Annotated in this window: 13 protein-coding genes and 3 riboswitches; of the genes, 2 read left to right on the top strand and 11 right to left on the bottom strand. The window is 48.5% G+C overall.

The annotated features are described in order from the left end of the window. Positions 1-37 precede the first annotated feature (37 nt). From F3H20_RS08210 to F3H20_RS08195, 4 genes are all read right to left on the bottom strand, one after another. On the bottom strand, positions 38-1054 hold the full coding sequence (locus tag F3H20_RS08210; RefSeq protein ID WP_149734451.1) for an endo alpha-1,4 polygalactosaminidase: 1017 nt from the start codon (positions 1052-1054) through the stop codon (positions 38-40). Positions 1055-1314: 260 nt separating this feature from the next. Continuing rightward, positions 1315-1401: riboswitch (cyclic di-GMP riboswitch) on the bottom strand. A 227-nt stretch (positions 1402-1628) separates the two neighbouring features. Beyond that, a complete protein-coding gene (locus F3H20_RS08205) occupies positions 1629-4079 on the bottom strand; it encodes a heavy metal translocating P-type ATPase (RefSeq protein ID WP_316842911.1) in 2451 nt (816 codons plus the stop codon). Between the two features lie 51 nt (positions 4080-4130). Continuing rightward, a complete protein-coding gene (locus F3H20_RS08200) occupies positions 4131-4400 on the bottom strand; it encodes a metal-sensitive transcriptional regulator (RefSeq protein ID WP_149734450.1) in 270 nt (89 codons plus the stop codon). A 357-nt stretch (positions 4401-4757) separates the two neighbouring features. After that, positions 4758-5396, bottom strand: a complete 639-nt coding sequence (locus F3H20_RS08195) for a LysE/ArgO family amino acid transporter (RefSeq protein ID WP_149734449.1) — start codon at positions 5394-5396, stop codon at positions 4758-4760. A 141-nt stretch (positions 5397-5537) separates the two neighbouring features. Between F3H20_RS08195 and F3H20_RS08190 the strand changes: the two genes are divergently transcribed. Further along, the gene (locus tag F3H20_RS08190) at positions 5538-6983 is read left to right on the top strand and encodes an aminotransferase-like domain-containing protein (protein WP_149734448.1); all 1446 of its coding nucleotides are present in this window, start codon (positions 5538-5540) and stop codon (positions 6981-6983) included. Positions 6984-7206: 223 nt separating this feature from the next. Here F3H20_RS08190 and lpdD read toward each other — a convergent pair whose 3' ends face one another. Then, complete coding sequence (lpdD, locus tag F3H20_RS08185) at positions 7207-7575, bottom strand: prenylated flavin chaperone LpdD (protein ID WP_149734447.1); 369 nt, start codon at positions 7573-7575, stop codon at positions 7207-7209. Between the two features lie 280 nt (positions 7576-7855). Here lpdD and F3H20_RS08180 point away from each other — a divergent pair, with 280 nt between their 5' ends. Continuing rightward, positions 7856-8731: an SDR family oxidoreductase gene (locus F3H20_RS08180; protein WP_149734446.1), complete on the top strand. Its 876-nt coding sequence runs from the start codon at positions 7856-7858 to the stop codon at positions 8729-8731. Between the two features lie 23 nt (positions 8732-8754). Here F3H20_RS08180 and pgaD read toward each other — a convergent pair whose 3' ends face one another. The 6 genes from pgaD to F3H20_RS08150 form a co-directional block, all read right to left on the bottom strand. Further along, positions 8755-9459, bottom strand: a complete 705-nt coding sequence (gene pgaD / locus F3H20_RS08175) for a poly-beta-1,6-N-acetyl-D-glucosamine biosynthesis protein PgaD (protein ID WP_149734445.1) — start codon at positions 9457-9459, stop codon at positions 8755-8757. Positions 9460-9489: 30 nt separating this feature from the next. Then, positions 9490-10740: a poly-beta-1,6-N-acetyl-D-glucosamine synthase gene (gene pgaC / locus F3H20_RS08170; protein WP_149734444.1), complete on the bottom strand. Its 1251-nt coding sequence runs from the start codon at positions 10738-10740 to the stop codon at positions 9490-9492. A 120-nt stretch (positions 10741-10860) separates the two neighbouring features. Continuing rightward, positions 10861-12717 carry a poly-beta-1,6-N-acetyl-D-glucosamine N-deacetylase PgaB gene (gene pgaB / locus F3H20_RS08165; protein WP_188128248.1) on the bottom strand — a complete coding sequence of 619 codons (1857 nt, stop codon included), beginning with the start codon at positions 12715-12717 and terminating at the stop codon, positions 10861-10863. 21 nt (positions 12718-12738) lie between these two features. Next, the gene (locus tag F3H20_RS08160; protein WP_149734442.1) at positions 12739-15042 is read right to left on the bottom strand and encodes a tetratricopeptide repeat protein; all 2304 of its coding nucleotides are present in this window, start codon (positions 15040-15042) and stop codon (positions 12739-12741) included. A gap of 132 nt (positions 15043-15174) precedes the next feature. Beyond that, positions 15175-15259, bottom strand: a riboswitch (cyclic di-GMP riboswitch). A 176-nt stretch (positions 15260-15435) separates the two neighbouring features. After that, a riboswitch (cyclic di-GMP riboswitch) is annotated at positions 15436-15521 on the bottom strand. Between the two features lie 100 nt (positions 15522-15621). Then, the gene (locus tag F3H20_RS08155) at positions 15622-16068 is read right to left on the bottom strand and encodes a QueT transporter family protein (RefSeq protein WP_149734441.1); all 447 of its coding nucleotides are present in this window, start codon (positions 16066-16068) and stop codon (positions 15622-15624) included. 175 nt (positions 16069-16243) lie between these two features. Beyond that, positions 16244-17251, bottom strand: a complete 1008-nt coding sequence (locus F3H20_RS08150) for a glycoside hydrolase family 68 protein (protein WP_149734440.1) — start codon at positions 17249-17251, stop codon at positions 16244-16246.

Genomic DNA, 17251 nt, shown 5'->3' with positions numbered 1-17251 from the left:
ATTGTTTGCACTACCACGCTGAGAAAATATACAAAAATTACATGACTTGCTTGTTCTCGAAATAGTCGTATGCATCAATGACATCTAAAAAAACACCACTAAAGCCATCTTTTACAATCTCATCAAGTAAAGTCCGAGGAGAACCGAATAAAACCTTTTTCCACTCTTTAGTCCAATATTTCACCTTAAAATTCCCCTGCCAATCAGGATTTTCTTCCGCAATCCAGGCGGGAGGGGATGTTGACCAGGACGCCTGCCAATAAGGCCGATAGTTTTCCGCTTCACCAATGCTTAGATAAGCAAATACCAGCCGGGAAGTGCCGTTTTTCCTTACACGAAGCGAAGCCACGTCGGCACTGGACAACGGTTGATTATCAAAATAACGGTCGATAATCAGCAAGTCGCAATTCGTATTGCGCAGCTTACGCAGATACTCTTCCTTGCTTTTGAAATTTCCGGGATTCAACAAAATTAGAAAGCTGTGCACCTGATCAAGACGACTAATTTTTTTGTTAAATTCCCACGGCAAATCCCGTGGATAAGAAGGAATGGTATTAAGATCAGGGCTTCCGATAAAAGAAATATACCCTTTCGCACGATTCTCCCGATATGCATCATCAATCTGGTTATGATCCTGGCAATAGTCCACGATAAAAACCGGTAGATGATTGGCTACAGGCAAACTTAACGAGGAGTCAATAAAATCTTTAGCGTCAGGAGTTGTCGGCATAGTATGCATCGCCTGATCATCCTCCGTTTTTCCCCAGGTATAAGCCCGCCCCTCCACTAAAACTCCATCAAGATGATTAAGTAATCTTTTGATCAACGCATCATCAAGATTTTCCTGACGGTATAAATCCAGTCCGCCATTGCCGATTACCTGAAAATAAGGATTTTTCTTTTTCGCATAGTTGCTGATTTCTTCAATCAATAAGACCATTTCTTTTTTATATTGAATATCTGCTGCCACCACTTCATTTCTTACCGTACAAAAGAAAAAAATGCCGCCCATAACTATTAGCAGGCTGTAAATTAAGGTACTTCCCTTGCCCAATCCATTTCTCCCCCCTAGGTTATGTTTTCAAATAGTTTTATAGAAATCCAAGATAGATAATAGATAAAATGAAAACTAACTATTATGTCTGTCATTGCAATAAGATTTATGGAAAATTGTTATGATAACTGCGCAAAAGCATTTGTAACTATAGTAAAGGTTTACAAATTTGACACTATACGAAAGTATAGTTTATTATTTTTTTCAACCAGTCAAATTCATCCCTTTTAAAAAACACAAAAAAATGACTGCCAAGTTACATCAGCAACTTGGCAGTCATATACAAAACTGTACTTAGACCCATAGCTTTGCGACCTTGATTTTCATCAAGTTTGCCATATCTTGTATTATTTTCCTCTAACAACATAAGCTTCATTATAATAAAAAAATTTAAATTGTCAAGAAATACCTTGAAAATTATTCATAACTCACCTATTTTGCCCAAAAAACGCTTTATATCTAGAATTTATTACGCTATATAAAAAACTGTTCAAAAATAAGTAATGCAGCCCTGCAAATATAAGAAAAGACTATTCTTTAAATAAGTTTTATCATTTAAAGAATAGTCTCTGTTTTATTTTATAAGCTCAGCCTTATGATAGGGTTCAAAATTTCTCAAACGCAGCGCATTGGTCACAACCGAAACCGAACTGAAGGCCATCGCCGCTCCGGCGATGACCGGCGACAGATAGCCGGCGGCAGCCAGCGGGATGCCCAAGGAGTTATAGACAAGGGCCCAGAACAGATTTTGCTTGATGTTTTTCATCGTCGCTTTGCTTAACCGTATAGCAGCCACAATACCGGTCAGTTCACTGTTCATTAAGGTAACATCGGCGGCCTCAATGGCCACATCGGTTCCTGTTCCAACAGCAAACCCCACATCGGCGGTTGCTAAAGCCGGGGCGTCGTTAATACCGTCACCGGCCATGGCAACAATCTTCCCCTGACCTTTCAGTTCCTTTACTTTTCGCGCTTTATCTTCAGGCAGAACTTCCGCCAAAACATGGGTGATTCCCACGCTCCCCGCAATGGCTCTGGCTGTCCGTTCGTTGTCGCCGGTAAGCATCCAAACCTCGATCCCCAGCGCCTGCAGTTGGGCTATGGCCTCCACCGACCGCGGTTTCACCGTATCGGCAACGGCAAACAACCCGGCCAGTTCTTCCTCGACCGCCATCAGCATGACAGTCTTTCCCTGCTGCTCCATCGCTTCGATGGCCGGAATATGCCCGGCAAAGTCAATATTCTGCTCTTGCAGCAGCTTCCGGGTCCCCAGCAGAATGCGTTTGCCGGCGACCACAGCCTCAACCCCATGACCGGGAATCGCCGTGAACGTTGCAGGTTCACTCAGCAATGCAGCCTGTTTTTGGCTATAGCTGACAATAGCCTGCGCCAGGGGATGCTCGGAGTTTTTTTCCGCGCCCCCAGCCAGCGACAATAGTTCAGCCTCAGCCATACCGGACAAATTAGTAAAATCGGTTACTTCCGGCTCACCCTTGGTAATCGTCCCCGTTTTATCCAAAACCAGCGTGGTAATCCGGTGGGCATGTTCCAAATGCTCGGCACCCTTGATCAGTATGCCGTTTTCAGCCCCTTTGCCGGTCCCTACCATAATCGAGGTCGGCGTTGCCAACCCTAAAGCGCAGGGGCAGGCAATAACCAGTACCGCGGTAAAATTGACTAAGGCCCGTGAAAAATTACCGGCATCGACGATCACATACCAAACGAGAAAGGTAAGCACGGCAAGCCCCACTACTACCGGTACAAAATAACCGGAAACCACGTCGGCAAACCGCTGAATCGGCGCCTTTGACCCCTGGGCCTCTTCCACAATGCGCACAATCTGAGCCAAAGCCGTATCTTTGCCAATCCGGGCGGCCTTAAACTTAAAGGCCCCCACCCGGTTCAGAGTCGCACCGGTCACTGCATCGCCGACCGTTTTCTCAACTGGCAAACTTTCCCCGGTCAGCATGGATTCATCAACCGTTGATGTGCCTTCCACCACCACGCCGTCAACGGGAATTTTCTCTCCCGGCCGGACGGCTAAGACATCACCGACCTGTACAAGGTCAATAGGGATCTCCTCTTCTTTGCCGTTCCGCACCACCCGGGCTGTTTTGGCTTGCAGTCCCATGAGCGCTTTGATGGCCTCCGAAGTGCGCCCTTTGGCCCTGGCTTCCAGCAGCTTACCCAGAATAATCAGCGTAATCAGTATGGCCGAAGTTTCGAAATACAAATTATGCGGCGAATACAGCATATTGGCAATGCTGTAAAAATAGGCAGCCGACGTTCCCAACACGACCAACACATCCATATTGGCACCACCGTTTTTTAAAGCCAGGTAAGCTCCCCGGTAAAACTGCCCACCGGCGATAAACTGGACAGGTGTGGCCAAAAACCACTGCAGATACGGGTTCATCAACAGCGCCGTCACCTGTCCGTCACTTCCCATCAGATGTAACACCATAGCCAGTATCAGGGGCAGCGAGAATATGGCCGAAAGGACAAGCCTAAACTGCTGCCGCTTTATATCTTGTTGGCGGGCGGCCTTTTCACGGTCGGTACCGGCCTCGCCGCCGGCATTATCGGCAATCGGTTGCGCACCAAAGCCCAGGCTTTCAATTTTAGCGACGAGCATGGCACTGGTGATCTCATCCGGATTCACTTCAATAACGGCTTTCTCCACCGCCAGATTAACCACTGCCTGATAAACGCCGGGCAGTTTGCTGACAGCCCGCTCTATTCTGGCTGAACAAGCGGCGCAGTGCATGCCGGTTATATTAAACTCATATTTTTCCTTAAACGTCTGATATCCTAAGTCCTCCACCTTCCTGGCCAGCTCCTGCAGACTGACTTCTTTAGGCTCGTAGGTAACCGAAGCTTTTTCGGTTGCCAGATTGACCGCCGCCTTGACCACCCCCGGCAGACCGGCCAAGCCTCGCTCTACCCGGCTGGAGCAAGCGGCGCAGGACATGCCGCCAATTTTAAAGGAAGACGTTACCAAACTTTCACTTTGCATTTTATTCATACCGGTTTCACCCTCTTAACTTTTCCAGGTTCTTAGTAGAAACAGAACCCGTTATTTCGCAAACTTGGACAATACATCCATCAATTCTTTAACCGACTCTTCCGTGCGATTTTCCTGAATCGCGGTTACTACACAGCTTTTAGTGTGGCTTTCCAACATAATGAGTGCCACTTGATTAAGCGCCGACCTGGCCGCCATAATCTGCTGCAGCGTATCGACACAATACCGCCGTTCTTCCACCATCTTTTCAATTCCGTTTATCTGACCGGCAATCCGTCTCAGTCTTGCCTTAATATTCTTCTGCTCCTGTTCGTTTAACACAGCTCACCCTCCATTACTATACCCCTGTATAGTATATATTATAATTTGTTTTCTGCCAAAGTCAATAATCCGTCAGGAAGCTTTCCTTATTTTCACAATAGCCCGGTCATTTTATACAGATAGTTCCTTACCTCAAACAACCTCTAAAAGTAAAACCCGCCTAAGCGGGTTTATTGTTACGTATTTAGATTTTAAACCGCCCGACAGCCTCTCGCAATTCTGACGCCTGCTTAACACTGATCCGCACAGGAAAATCCGATTCATTGGAAAAACTGCCGTCAAACCCCTGAGCTATTCCTATTTTCTGCAAACTCTTTTCAATGAATGCCTTCATAAGAGGTATTGATCGGGCCAATATTAATGCCATAAAACAGGATAACCGGCCAACACGTCCTGGAGAAACTTATAACCCAGATTGATGCCAAACAGAATAATGGTAACACCGCAGACTACATTGATCAGTCGCAGCCTGGCCGCCGTTAATTGATGGCGAAAACGGGCCACCAGCGTGACCAGACCGAAAAACCAGACAAAAGACCCGCTAATGACGCCGGACATAAAGAAGAGACTGGCCATGGCGTCAAGCGAAGCGCGATATCCGCCCAAAATAAAGGTGCTGTCCAGCAAAGCCTGCGGATTCAGCCAGGTCACGCTGAAGGTAAAAAACACCGTCTTATAAAAAGATTCATCCAGTTGGATATCCGCTGAACTTTCCGGTTGTGTCCGCAGCAGACCGATACCGATGGCCAGAATGATCAGACTGCCGAACAGATAAAAGCCCCATTTTAAGAACGGAATGGACTCCAGTACTTTTCCGGTCCCCCAAAAGGCGGAGATAGACAACGATATATCGAACAGCGTAACCAGTAGCGCCACCTGGTAGGCCTTTAACCTGGTTTTACGCAACGCCGTATTAATCACATATAAATTTTGCATGCCTATGGGCGCCAAATAGGCGATGCCCATCAAAAACCCCTGTATAGAATACCCAACCATTTATCCATCCTCCATGTGTGCTTTTTCTTCATTGTAATAACTGAATATCTCTTTGTAACCAGCCAATCCTGCTGGAAAATACCCAACCACTTTGTTACAATAAGTTCATAGCATGACAGATATCCGACGGGGAGGCTTTGTATGGACACCATCGACTGGCAGCTTGACAGAACTCAGGCAAGTACGCTATACAAACAAATCATCGAAAAAATCAAAGACAAGATCGCCAACGGCGAATGGCCGCCAGGCACCAAAATCCCCTCGCAGCGCAGTATGTCGGACATTCTTAAGGTCAACCGCAGCACCATCAATACGGCGCTCAACGAGCTAATCGCCGACGGCCTGCTGGAGGCCTCCGTCGGCAGCGGTACGCGGGTTGCCAATAATTCCTGGTCTGTCCTTGCCTCCTCGGCCGCCCTGTGGACCCCCTATACCCATAGGGGACTGCAGCAGCCCAACCTGTCCACCATTCAGAAAATCAATACCTATGAATTTGATGATCGGGTCATCCGGCTGGGTACCGGCGAACTGTCACCCGAGTTTTACCCCAAGGAACTGATGCAGGACACGCTTCGCAGCATTGGTGAACATATTACCAGTCTTGGCTATGAAGAACCGCTTGGCCTGTACCCGCTGCGGGAAGAGCTTTGCCGCTACTTAGCACGGCTGCAGATTGCCGCCACACCGGCCTCGCTGTTAATCGTATCCGGCGGGCTGCAGGCGTTACAGCTCATTTCCCTGGGCTTGCTCAACCGCAGCTCCACGCTCTACCTGGAACGCCCTTCCTATCTTTTTTCCCTCAATCTTTTCCAGTCGTCCGGCATCGCGCTGCGTGGCCTTCCCATGGACAACGAGGGGATTTCGCTTGAGGCGCTGCAAGCCGTCCCGGCCACCGCGTCCCGCTGCCTGTACACCATTCCCTGTTTTCAGAACCCTACCGGCACAACCATGACGGAAAAACGTCGCGCGGAGCTGTATGCTCTTTGCGCCGCCAAACGGCTGCCAATCATTGAAGATGACGTATACCGCGAGCTATGGTTCGACAGCCCGCCGCCGCTGCCGGTAAAGGCGCTGGATAAACAGGGCCTGGTCCTCTATATCGGCAGCTTTTCCAAAGCGCTGAGTCCGGGGCTGCGCCTTGGCTGGATTACCGGGCCGGAACCTGTTATCAGCCGTCTGGCCGATATCAAAAATCAGATTGATTACGGTTCCAGTTCCCTCTCGCAATGGGCTGTGCATCGCCTGTTGGCTTCCGGCGCCTTTTACCGCCATGTGGACAGTCTGCGTGGCAAACTGCTTGCCCGCCGTACCGTCTGCCTCCAAATCCTGGAACAGTACTTTGCCGGCATTGCCACCTGGACCGTGCCGCAAGGAGGCTTCTATGTGTGGCTAACGCTCAAAAAACCTGTTTCGCTGAACCGGCTCTTTTATACCGCCCTGGACAACGGCCTGCTGCTCAATCCCGGCAATCTATATGACAAACAAGCCAGCCAAAACCTGCGAATTTCTTATGCCTATGCCCGACTGGACGATCTGGCTACCGGTCTGTATCGTTTGGCCGAACTGATAAAAACTTATCGACTGTAAAAAAGAAGAAAACAGCCTGCCTTATTTCAGAATGAAATAAAGCAGGCTGTTTTCTTCACCAATACCTTGTCGGTGTTAAAGCAGTAAAAGAATGACGAGACTATTTTTCGCAGCGCGAGGCGAAGGAACGAAACATGCCGTTAGTATGCTGACTGACGGCAACAAAGCGGGCAGAAAATAGGCCGCCAGTATTCACTGGATTTAGGCTGACAAGGTACTGGTACTAGGCCAGCCCCGCTTCTAGGCGGGCCAGCAGCTTATCCACCATAGCCTCATAGTAGTCGGTAAGCACGGTAATCTCTTCCGGGGTAATATCATCCAAATGAACGCCGGCAATGACACAAACCGGTTTTTTCGTTTTGCGGGCAATTTTATGGGCCACCGGCAAAGCAATCACATCATCTTTATGTCCCAGCCGGTTAATCAGTGACCCCGAAGCCCGTTCCCGGACATGGTCATACTCGCCGACCGCCACAGCGCCAATGTGTTCATTTTCATTAAAGATTCGCACCACCAGACTATCTCCCATCCGGTCACATACCAAATTGACTTTAGTCCGCCCACTTCCCTGTGATAAGTGTATGCTTCTCATTCAACAGCCGCTCCCCTCGAAAAAATCAATTCCACCCATCCACATTATACCAATGATTGTTGTCTATCGCCAAGAGCGCATGACAAAACGACAGACGGGAAAAACTTCTAACGAACCGCTGCTTTAACTGCCTGTCGGTATGACAATAATTTTTCACCTGACCTAGCCAGTAGGCATTCAAGGTTTTGCTGACACAAGCAGGTAGAAAAAGCTCCATTAGTACGCACAGTGTAAATCAGCCAGAGGTTCCTTCCATACAACTTTTTCAAAGGAGGCTATTATGAGTCAACAGAAAAATACAAGCAGCCAGCCGGCTTTTCCGCCCCAGCATCAGGCGCAGCAGCCCGGCATCGAATCGCAAATGAAACCCCGTCCCGTTTTTGACGATGCCAATTACCGGCCCGGCGGTAAACTGACAGGAAAAGTCGCCCTCCTCAGTGGCGGCGACAGCGGCATTGGCCGCGCCGTAGCTATCGCTTTCGCCAAAGAGGGGGCTGATGTGGCTATCGTTTACCTAAATGAAGACGCCGATGCGAAAGAGACAAAAGAGTACGTCGAAAAAACCGGGCGGCGCTGCCTGTTATTGTCCGGCGATATCGGTGACGAGGCCTTCTGCCGGCAAGCCGTTGATCAGACAGTAAAAAAACTGGGCCAATTGGATATCCTGGTGAACAACGCCGGTGAGCAGCATGTGCAGACCACCCTGACAAACATCACCGCCGCCCAATTGGAGAAAACCTTCCGGACGAATATTTTTTCCTGCTTCTATTTGACAAAGGCCGCCCTGGCTTACCTGAAAGCAGGTGCTGCCATAATCAACACGGCCTCGGTCACCGCCTATGCCGGCAACGAAAAGCTTATCGATTATTCAGCCACTAAAGGCGCTATCGTGGCCTTTACCCGCTCCCTGTCGCTGGCACTTATCAAGCAGGGCATCCGTGTTAACGGAGTAGCGCCTGGCCCTATTTGGACCCCGTTAATTCCCGCTTCCTTTTCTGACGAGGATATCGCCCAGTTCGGTCAAGACACACCCATGCAGCATGCCGGTCAGCCCTTTGAGGCAGCTCCCTGCTATGTCTTTTTAGCTTCTGCCGATTCCGCCTACATGTCCGGCCAGATCCTCCACTGCAACGGTGGCAAGATTGTCAACGGCTGATATGGTATTTCTCTGAGTAAGCGTTACATTTCTTTAATTACCTCCAGGTCCAGACCAACCTCCTGTGTCAGTATTCTTGCTACCTTCACAGTGGTAGCCTTATGCACTATTCTTTCCGGAATGCCGTATTGAGCGGCAATCACCGAACATGGCACAGGCGGGCGGGGTTTGCGGCGTTCCAGCCGTCCAAACCGCCAATAATTCCATTGGGCCCAACTGAACATGACCAGAAACATAGCTAAAGCAAATAGAAAGGAAATCAACAGTATGGTTTCAGTCCCCTCAATCATTGAAGGAGATAACGAATCACCATATAATAGCCTTCCTCCCAAAATCCAGCTAACTGCCGTAAAAAAGGAGTGAAAAAAATATAGAAAAAGTCCCCATACCGAAATCGATACCAGAATTTCCAGGCCGCGAACAACTGGTTTTTGCAAAGCAGACTGGTTAATCACCAAATCAGGACCGGCTGACAATACCTCGTTCTTTAACAACAGGGACACGAAAACCATTTGCACTATATTGCGGAACAGCAGTCCCGCGATTAGTGCGGCCAGTACAAACAAAAAGGTAAACACCAGTATATTGTTTATTGATAATGACTCGGGAAACCTGATGTAGGAAGACCGATAACCCAAATATACGGCCGCCACCACAATCAGACAACCGGCAGCAACAGCAACTGTCTTACCGGCAAGAAACTGAAACCACCGTTCGTTTCTTTGCAATTACATCCGCTCCTCACCATTTGCAGGAATTTATAATTTGGTAAATAATCCTCTGTCGGGACTTGTCCATACAGCGGGCTTTCCCATTTTCCGAAAAAGCGCCCGGGGCGTTGCATACACGGTAGCCAAAGCCATCAACAGCCAATAGGCAAAGGGATACCAGATAACCCAAAATAAATAGCCGGGAATATGGCGCTCATATTTTTTATCAAGACTTAACCCGACAAGAAATTGGACCAGGCACACAAGGGCCAGCAGGGAACCCTTCCATTCCGGCAAGATATGCACTTCCGGCCAACCGGTCGGATATACCAGATTAATCAGCCAAATGCAGCCGAAAATAACATAAGTATACGACCAAATAACCGACAGTACATATTCGAGATAAACCGGCCATAGCCGTCTCTGCTTCCAGCTCTTCCATATATCACGGTGACGGCGGATAACCTCCACACCACCCTGAGCCCACCTAACACGCTGTTTCCATAAACCTCGAAAAGATTCCGGTACCAGAATCCAGCATAACGCATTGGGTTCATAGCGAATGTCCCAGAAACGCTTTTCCAACTTCCAGGTAATATTTATGTCGTCCGTAATCATATCGGTATCCCATAGTCCCACATCAAAAACAGCCTGCTTGCGAAATGCGGCAATGACACCGGATACCGTCAGCACTTTGCCCAAAATTCGCTGCGTCCGCTTGATCATGCCGATGATGGACGAATACTCGCCAACCTGTATTTTGGCTAACAGGGAGGTCCTGTTGCGGACCCGGGGATTGCCGGTTACAGCTCCAACGCGGGGACCATTGATGAAATGCGCTACAATCCAGTGCAGCGCATAGGGATCAAGATAAGCATCCGCATCAATGCAGAGCAAAATATCACCTTTGCTGGCCAGTGCGCCACAGCGCAGCGCGTAGGGCTTACCCATATTTTTATCCAGCAGCAACACCCGAACGTTGGCCTCTTCCGACTCTATCTGCTGTAAAATCATGGCGGTACTGTCCGTGCTGGCATCATCAATAGCTATAACTTCCAGCTGGGGATACGAAGAGGCAAGGATCGCTTTTAAGGTACTGGCGATCGCCTTCTCTTCATTGCGTGCGGGCACCAGTACGGAAACCAACGGATATGCTTCCAACTCCGGCAGTTTTTTCCGGCCTTGCTCCCGCCGCATATAGAAGTAAGACGCCCCAATCATCCAGATAATACTCATAGCCAACGGGTAGTAAAAAACATAATCCTCTAAAAATTCCAGCAAACTATAGGAATCCAGCATGTTTCACCTCACGAATTTTTATCCTGCCGCAACACATAAAACCATTTGAGGAAAGAACTGCATTCTTATCTGTTCATAGCAACCATGGTTGTGGCAGAAGTACCAGCGAAGATGGCTAATTTATTGTTCGGAATATACGTTTTCCGGATAATATGCTATATGAATTACACCCTTTTTCCTAAGAACTTCAGCCTGTTTGCGTATTTCAGCTTCGCTCAACCAGTGTTTTTTATTCCAGTCATAGGTCTGCAGCTTAAACACTGTCTTTTGGGCATTTTCCCGGTTACTTAAAGCAGCCGACGCCAGATTTTCCAGCCAGCCGTTCGGATTTTGATAAGCCTTTTCCAAATAAGGATAGGCCATAATTACCGTATAGGTATATGTCCTAAGATATTGTTCGTAATTCTGGCCCAGCCATTCTTCGGCTGCCGGATTGGTGATCACAATGGGATATATATTGCGGGCACTGCCAAGGTTAGGACGGTAACTTCCGGCTGTTTCCCAAAGCCTCACAGTCAGTCCGGTTAGTGTATCCGTTTTCAAACGAATCCAGCGCTCATTTAGCTCCGGTCTTTCCTTGAGCAATTGCGGCGTCAGTTCAAAGTCAGTCTGTTCTTTGAATGCCCAGCCCGCAGCAGGTGAAAAATCCTCAAAATCATTTAAATATACATCATCCTGAAACAAAATGCCATCGATATCATTATAAGCTGCCAAATCGGCAACCAGGGAACTTAGCCGGTCGCTCACCCGGGAGCTAAAAGGAGTCGCCCGCCGATACCAGCCCTTGTTTTTTTCATCATAGGCTGCAACGGCATCTTGCGGCGATTCCTCCAGCAGCCATTGAGCCGCCAAAGTGGGAAACCACGCATAAATACTGAACCTTCCCTCTTCCCGCAACCGGCCAATTACGTGAGAAAATAAGTCAGCCTTGACCGGTGCCTCTTTCGTATAAAAATAGACACTCTTGATATTACCCGATCCGTCCTCATCACTAAACGACTGCAAATAAATGGTATTTGCTCCTGAGCTGCGAATCCGTTCTATTGCCAGATTCAGATTTGCTTCTGTTTGAACTGCGCTGCCGGGGTCGTAAATCATATCCAGGTCCAGTTGTATTGCTTTAACCGGGATCTTGGTATTTTCACTATTGACCTTGAGTAAACTGGCAAAATGCTCTTTCGACGGATTACCTGTTATAATCAGGCGGTTAGCTGCCTGCAGGGCCTGCTTTCCCGGAGGGTTTACTCCATCATTTAAGGCAAAACAGGCTTCAAAGCCCTCTTGCAGTGCATCTGTGACGGCAGATGGCGTATAGGCGCCATAAGGCCAGACCACGGCTTGCACCGTATGACCCAATTCCTTGTTAAAAGCAGCCTGGGATTCATGTAAATCCCGCCTTACCCGCTCACGCTGCTCGTCAACCGTCTCATACCGGCCGTTTTTATATTGCAGCCTGCTTAATAACGGGCCACGATCACCCTGAGGGGTAATCACAGTAAAACGATGCATGTCATGGGAGTGAGAGGCTACGTCGATTAAGCCGGAACCCTCCATTTCCCTTATTTGCTGCCAGGTTACCAGCGGTCCGAGTTCAGCCGGCGCATAATCCAGCCAGGAAGTAACAATGGCTATCATTCCGGGATAACGATATTCTTTCAGTAATGGAAACACCTTGGTATACACCGACTGATACCCGTCATCAAACGTGAGCAGCACCGGTTTATCCGGTAATGCGGCACCGGTTTGGCTGGCGGCAATATATTCTTTAAGTGAGATCGGCGTATACCCCTGTTCTTTTAAATACGTCAAATGACTTTTTAAATTTGCCGGTGTTACAGCATATATATCCTGCCCCGGTTGGTCGGTTACATTATGATAACACAATACAAGAACCGCCTTGGCATTAGCCAGGGAAGGAGGGCAAATCAACAGAATTAGCATGCAAAAAACAAGGACACCAGTAATTTTTTTGTTCATAATAGCCATAACTCCCCCTGCCTACCAGGAAAGCTGGTAGCTCACATTGTATTGGCGGTCAGAAAACTGCGGTTTTCCGCCTGTACCGGTTGAATAACCGGTACGCAATCCATATTCTACACTAACAGTAAGTGCCTGATTACGGGAAATATGATAACCATACTCGGTCCGAAGCGAAGTACTGGTATCCATCGGCTCCGGCCGATCACGCCCTACTCCTATCTCAAAGGAAGTTTCCCAATAATGCTTGGTAAAATTCCAGCGCTGACGAAGGCCAAGACCATAGGCTTCCCGGCAACGGGGACTTTCGTAAACCGGCTCCACCCCATCAATCATCTGTTTTTTAAAGCCTGTTCTGTCGGCATAACCAAACCAAGACAGTTGTTTTGCTCCGGTATCAACCATCACATGGTCCCAGTCCAGGTTTATATCGTGCCGCCGGTTGCGGTCCGAATAATTTGCGGCTGCCATCATGACAGACAGATTGTCTTTAAGTCCAATTTGCCGGTTATACGCCAGTTGATACTCTGTCGCCATCATATGACTGGGCAGTGCCTCTGCATCCATTACCGGTGTGCGGTTTATACTAAAATCAACTCTGCTTTGTTCACCAAAATAGCGACTCGTGGTCAGGTGATACCCATCCAGCCTGCCGTGAGTACGACCCTGATCCAGCCACAACTGTACCATATGTTTCATGTCGGTGTATCGTCCGCCAACAGAGTTTGTTCTTAATACGGTTTCTCCCTGGCCGTCAGAAATCCATGTACTGCCGATTCCTGCCAATATGTCCACCCGGTCTGTCACCCGCTGTTCGCCGGTCAATTGTAGGCGATGATCCTTATTTCCTTTATAATCTCTGCTGCCGGTAGCGTTAACAGCCAGGCTGCCCTGCCAGCGTTCTTCAAAGGTCCTCAGCGCCTGAGCCGTCATTGGATTCGCACTATACCTGTCCAAACCTGTCACGGCCTGCCTGGCAGAATAATAATCGCCTCCCGGCACAGCCGTATTAACAATCCCGCTATTGGCGGCAGGTTGTGTCCCCGGCAAAGCAGCCAACGACAGATATTGTTCGTAAGCTTCTCTGATCAGCCCCTGGCGATAAAGTACCGCAGCAAACTGCTGGCGAAACGCCGCATAATCGGGATAGGTATGGATTATGGCCTGGTACAGCTTTTTCCCCGCCTCGTACCGTCCCATTGCAAAAAATGAATCGGCATCCCCGGTAATGACCATAGCCTGTTCTGCAGCCATATTGATAAGTTCCCGATACAATACCATCGCCTGTTTTTCCTTAGAGCCTGTCAGCATGTACGCATAAGCCAGGCTGTGCCTATCGCTGGGTAAGCTTTCCCCCTGCTCTAAAATGCTGCAATAAATACCTATGGCCTGTTGGGGCAGATAGAGCCGCAAATAAGAGTCCGCCAGCGCGCGCCGTCCATAGGCAGGAATCTCCCGGTAATTGGGCCATAGCTGCGTCCCTTCTTTAACTGCAGTTGTATAATCACCGTACAAAAACAATGCCAGCACGTAGTCACATTGCATCTGAACCGTCGCACTTTTATCACGGATTGTAGGCCGTAACAGTACAATAGCCTGCCGGTACGCATCATGTCTAATAAATTGAGCCGCCATCTCGCCACGCAACGTTAGCAGAGAAGCTTTTAATGCCGGGTCATTCCATCCATCGACAGAAGCTAGGGCAGTTTCTATTAACTTAGCCGCCCCGTCTGCATCACCGCGTGCCAGTAATATATTAGCCTTGCCACTGTAAGCAGCTAAGTTGTCAGGTTGTTCTTCCAGCAGGATCGAATAAATACGCTCCGCTTCATCAAAACTCCCCGTATGTACCAGACTTTCCGCTTCCCACAACCGAGCCTTCCTATTTCCTGTCATAGCCGATTGATGATATAGCTGCCAGGCGTCGTTAAAATGGCCGGTCTTGAAATACGCCTGAGCCACGTTGATTCTCACATAATCAGGTACGGCCGGGAACGACTTTATTCGTTCCTCATACAACTGAACCGCTTTTGTATATTCTCCGGCCCAAACTGCAACGACGGTATAATCGAATACAATATCCGCTTCCGTCTCATGGTCAACCATTAAATTTTCCAGTATCGCCAAAGCCGGCCGATACTCTCCGCCCCTTGCTAAAGTAACCGCATATTCCCGTGCCGCATCCCGGTTCTGGTAGGACATTTCAGTTGATTGCCCAAGCGTGTCCGGTAGCGGTTCCTCTTTTGCCATAACAGATGTATAACACACCGCACTTCCCAAAAAAAACACTAAAGTAAGTAATGCCAATACTTGCTTGATCCTCATGTACACTCCCCTAACAATAGCTTTTATCTTTCGCTTTCACGATCGAAGTGCGTGTTTCCCATCCCGCCCACCTGGCACCGGCAAAATGCACCTTCAAAAACAAAAAACAACCGAATTACAAAGTTCTTGACACTTTGCAACCCGGCTGTCATAACAAAAATGTTTTAGACCCTGAGCTTTGCGTCCCCGCCTTTCGACAAGTTTGCCCGCTATATATATACCATTATCAATATGTATTAAACAGGTTAAATTCCTATGAAAGCCCATTTATTCAAGATAAATACATTAGTCATTCTAACAAGTGTTCCGATTTATGTCAACAGGATTTTTATTCTTCCATTGACAAACATTTACTGCAACAGACAAAAAAAGCCGGATTACAAAGCTTTCGTACTTTGCAACCCGGCTTTCATAACAAAAATGTTTTAGACCCCTGGCTTTGGTTCCCTGTATTTTTGACAAGTTTGCCCAATTCCGCTAGCTCTTGCCAGCCGATGCTATCCATTTACTGCACAAATATAGCAAATATTTTTCATTTATTCAACTATAGTCTAACTAGCTCGATTCATCAACGGCAAATTACTGAATCCTTTGGGCGGCTTTAATCAAAATTACCCCCAGTGTTCCAATGACCACGGCCTCACCGATAAAGACAGAGCCAAACACCGACCAATAAGGCATGTCAAACAGATAAGCCAAATAAGCACCGACCACGACGGCATTAATGATCACCGGGAAGATATAGGCGGCCTTGCTTTCTTTAAAGCGCCGTGTCAGCCAGGCTGCTGCCAGTGTGGCCAGACTGCCAAAGACCACATCCATGACTCCGGCGCCGCCAATCATATTAGCCAGCAGGCAGCCGACAAACAGCCCCCACACCGCTTCCCCATACAAAATAGGTAGCACGGTAAGCGCCTCGGCAATCCGGAATTGGATGACACCATAGGAAATAGGCTGAAATACCACCGAAAGTACTACATAAATGGCGGCAATCACCGCCGCCTTCATTAATTTTTTCTGATTCATACTAATCCTTTCTCATACAAATAAAATATTTCACTCTCCTATTCGACCAATTCGGCTATAGTCCTTCTGTCACAGTCCCGCATCCTGTCTGCCGAACTAAAAAACAAGGAAAATTTGCCGGCAGTACCAGCGAAATCTCCTTGTTATCCATAGCGGCAGCACCCCAACTACCCGACTACTTTTCCAACATCATTTTGCCTTGTTCATCGTATAGAACCCGTCTGGGAAGCGACAGACGGTATGAAGCCTCGGTCGCGGCAAAGCCTTCATCGGGACCAACGCCCCAGGCTAAGAACACATCTTGTTCCTTCGTGTCTTTTACAATCCGTCCCGTATAAAGTCCATCCGCCGTCCCACTAATCACATTGTCCGTAGCCATTGGCTCAAACTGACCGTCCAGACGGTCGGCAACGAGGTAGAGTTCACCGGTCTGCGGCTTTGCAGGTAAAATAGCCTGCTGATGGGCCGGACTGTACCAATCTTTTTTCACGGCAAACAATAAATACCATTTACCCTGGTGCCGGTGCAGCGTGGGGACCTCCATATCGACAAAAGTATGAGGGGAAGCGGCCGGCGGGAGCAGCTCCCAATTCAGTAAATCCTTTGACCTGGCCCGGCCGATGCAGCCACGGCTGCGCGGTTCACCCCGCTTGTCCCTTGCCGTAAAAAACATATAGTAGGTGCCGCCCGTTTCGTCTAAAATAACAAAGGGGTCCCGGCAGCCTTCGTGGCGATTGTAGGCCTCCGCCTGATTTTCATAATACTCGCTGCCGCCGACCGACAAGACCGGATTATACTCATACTTATGCCACAGCTTCAAATCCTCTGACCAAGCCACCCCGATGCGCTGCGTATGACCCATATACCCGTTTTCCAATACTTCCTGACGGCAGCGGGAGGTGTAAAACATATAGTAACGGCCGTCTTTTTTTATTGTGCACCCGGTCCAAATGGACACGCTGTCCCAATCAGCCGGATTTTCACTGGCCTCCAGCACGGTTCCCCGGGGCTGCCAATCCCTCAGGTTTTCCGATACGGCATAACCGACGCTGGCCGCGCTATGCCGCGAATGGGCATCCTGTTTTAGGGGAGCCTGCAAATGGTACAGATGATACTTGCCGGCTTCGGCAAAAAGCCAAAAATCCCATAAGAAATACCCGCAAGGGGCATATGTTTTATTCAT

It is taken from the genome of Propionispora hippei DSM 15287 (assembly GCF_900141835.1).
GTDB lineage: Bacteria > Bacillota > Negativicutes > Propionisporales > Propionisporaceae > Propionispora > Propionispora hippei.
This window is presented reverse-complemented; position numbering and strand designations above follow the sequence as displayed.

Coding starts and splice junctions, on each gene's coding strand:
- F3H20_RS08180 (WP_149734446.1), top strand. CDS start 7,856: ATGAGTCAACAGAAAAATACAAGCAGCCAGCCGGCTTTTCCGCCCCAG.
- F3H20_RS08195 (WP_149734449.1), bottom strand. CDS start 5,396: ATGGTTGGGTATTCTATACAGGGGTTTTTGATGGGCATCGCCTATTTG.
- F3H20_RS08205 (WP_316842911.1), bottom strand. CDS start 4,079: ATGAATAAAATGCAAAGTGAAAGTTTGGTAACGTCTTCCTTTAAAATT.
- lpdD (WP_149734447.1), bottom strand. CDS start 7,575: ATGAGAAGCATACACTTATCACAGGGAAGTGGGCGGACTAAAGTCAAT.
- pgaB (WP_188128248.1), bottom strand. CDS start 12,717: ATGAACAAAAAAATTACTGGTGTCCTTGTTTTTTGCATGCTAATTCTG.
- F3H20_RS08190 (WP_149734448.1), top strand. CDS start 5,538: ATGGACACCATCGACTGGCAGCTTGACAGAACTCAGGCAAGTACGCTA.
- F3H20_RS08150 (WP_149734440.1), bottom strand. CDS start 17,251: ATGAATAAAACATATGCCCCTTGCGGGTATTTCTTATGGGATTTTTGG.
- pgaC (WP_149734444.1), bottom strand. CDS start 10,740: ATGCTGGATTCCTATAGTTTGCTGGAATTTTTAGAGGATTATGTTTTT.
- F3H20_RS08155 (WP_149734441.1), bottom strand. CDS start 16,068: ATGAATCAGAAAAAATTAATGAAGGCGGCGGTGATTGCCGCCATTTAT.
- F3H20_RS08160 (WP_149734442.1), bottom strand. CDS start 15,042: ATGAGGATCAAGCAAGTATTGGCATTACTTACTTTAGTGTTTTTTTTG.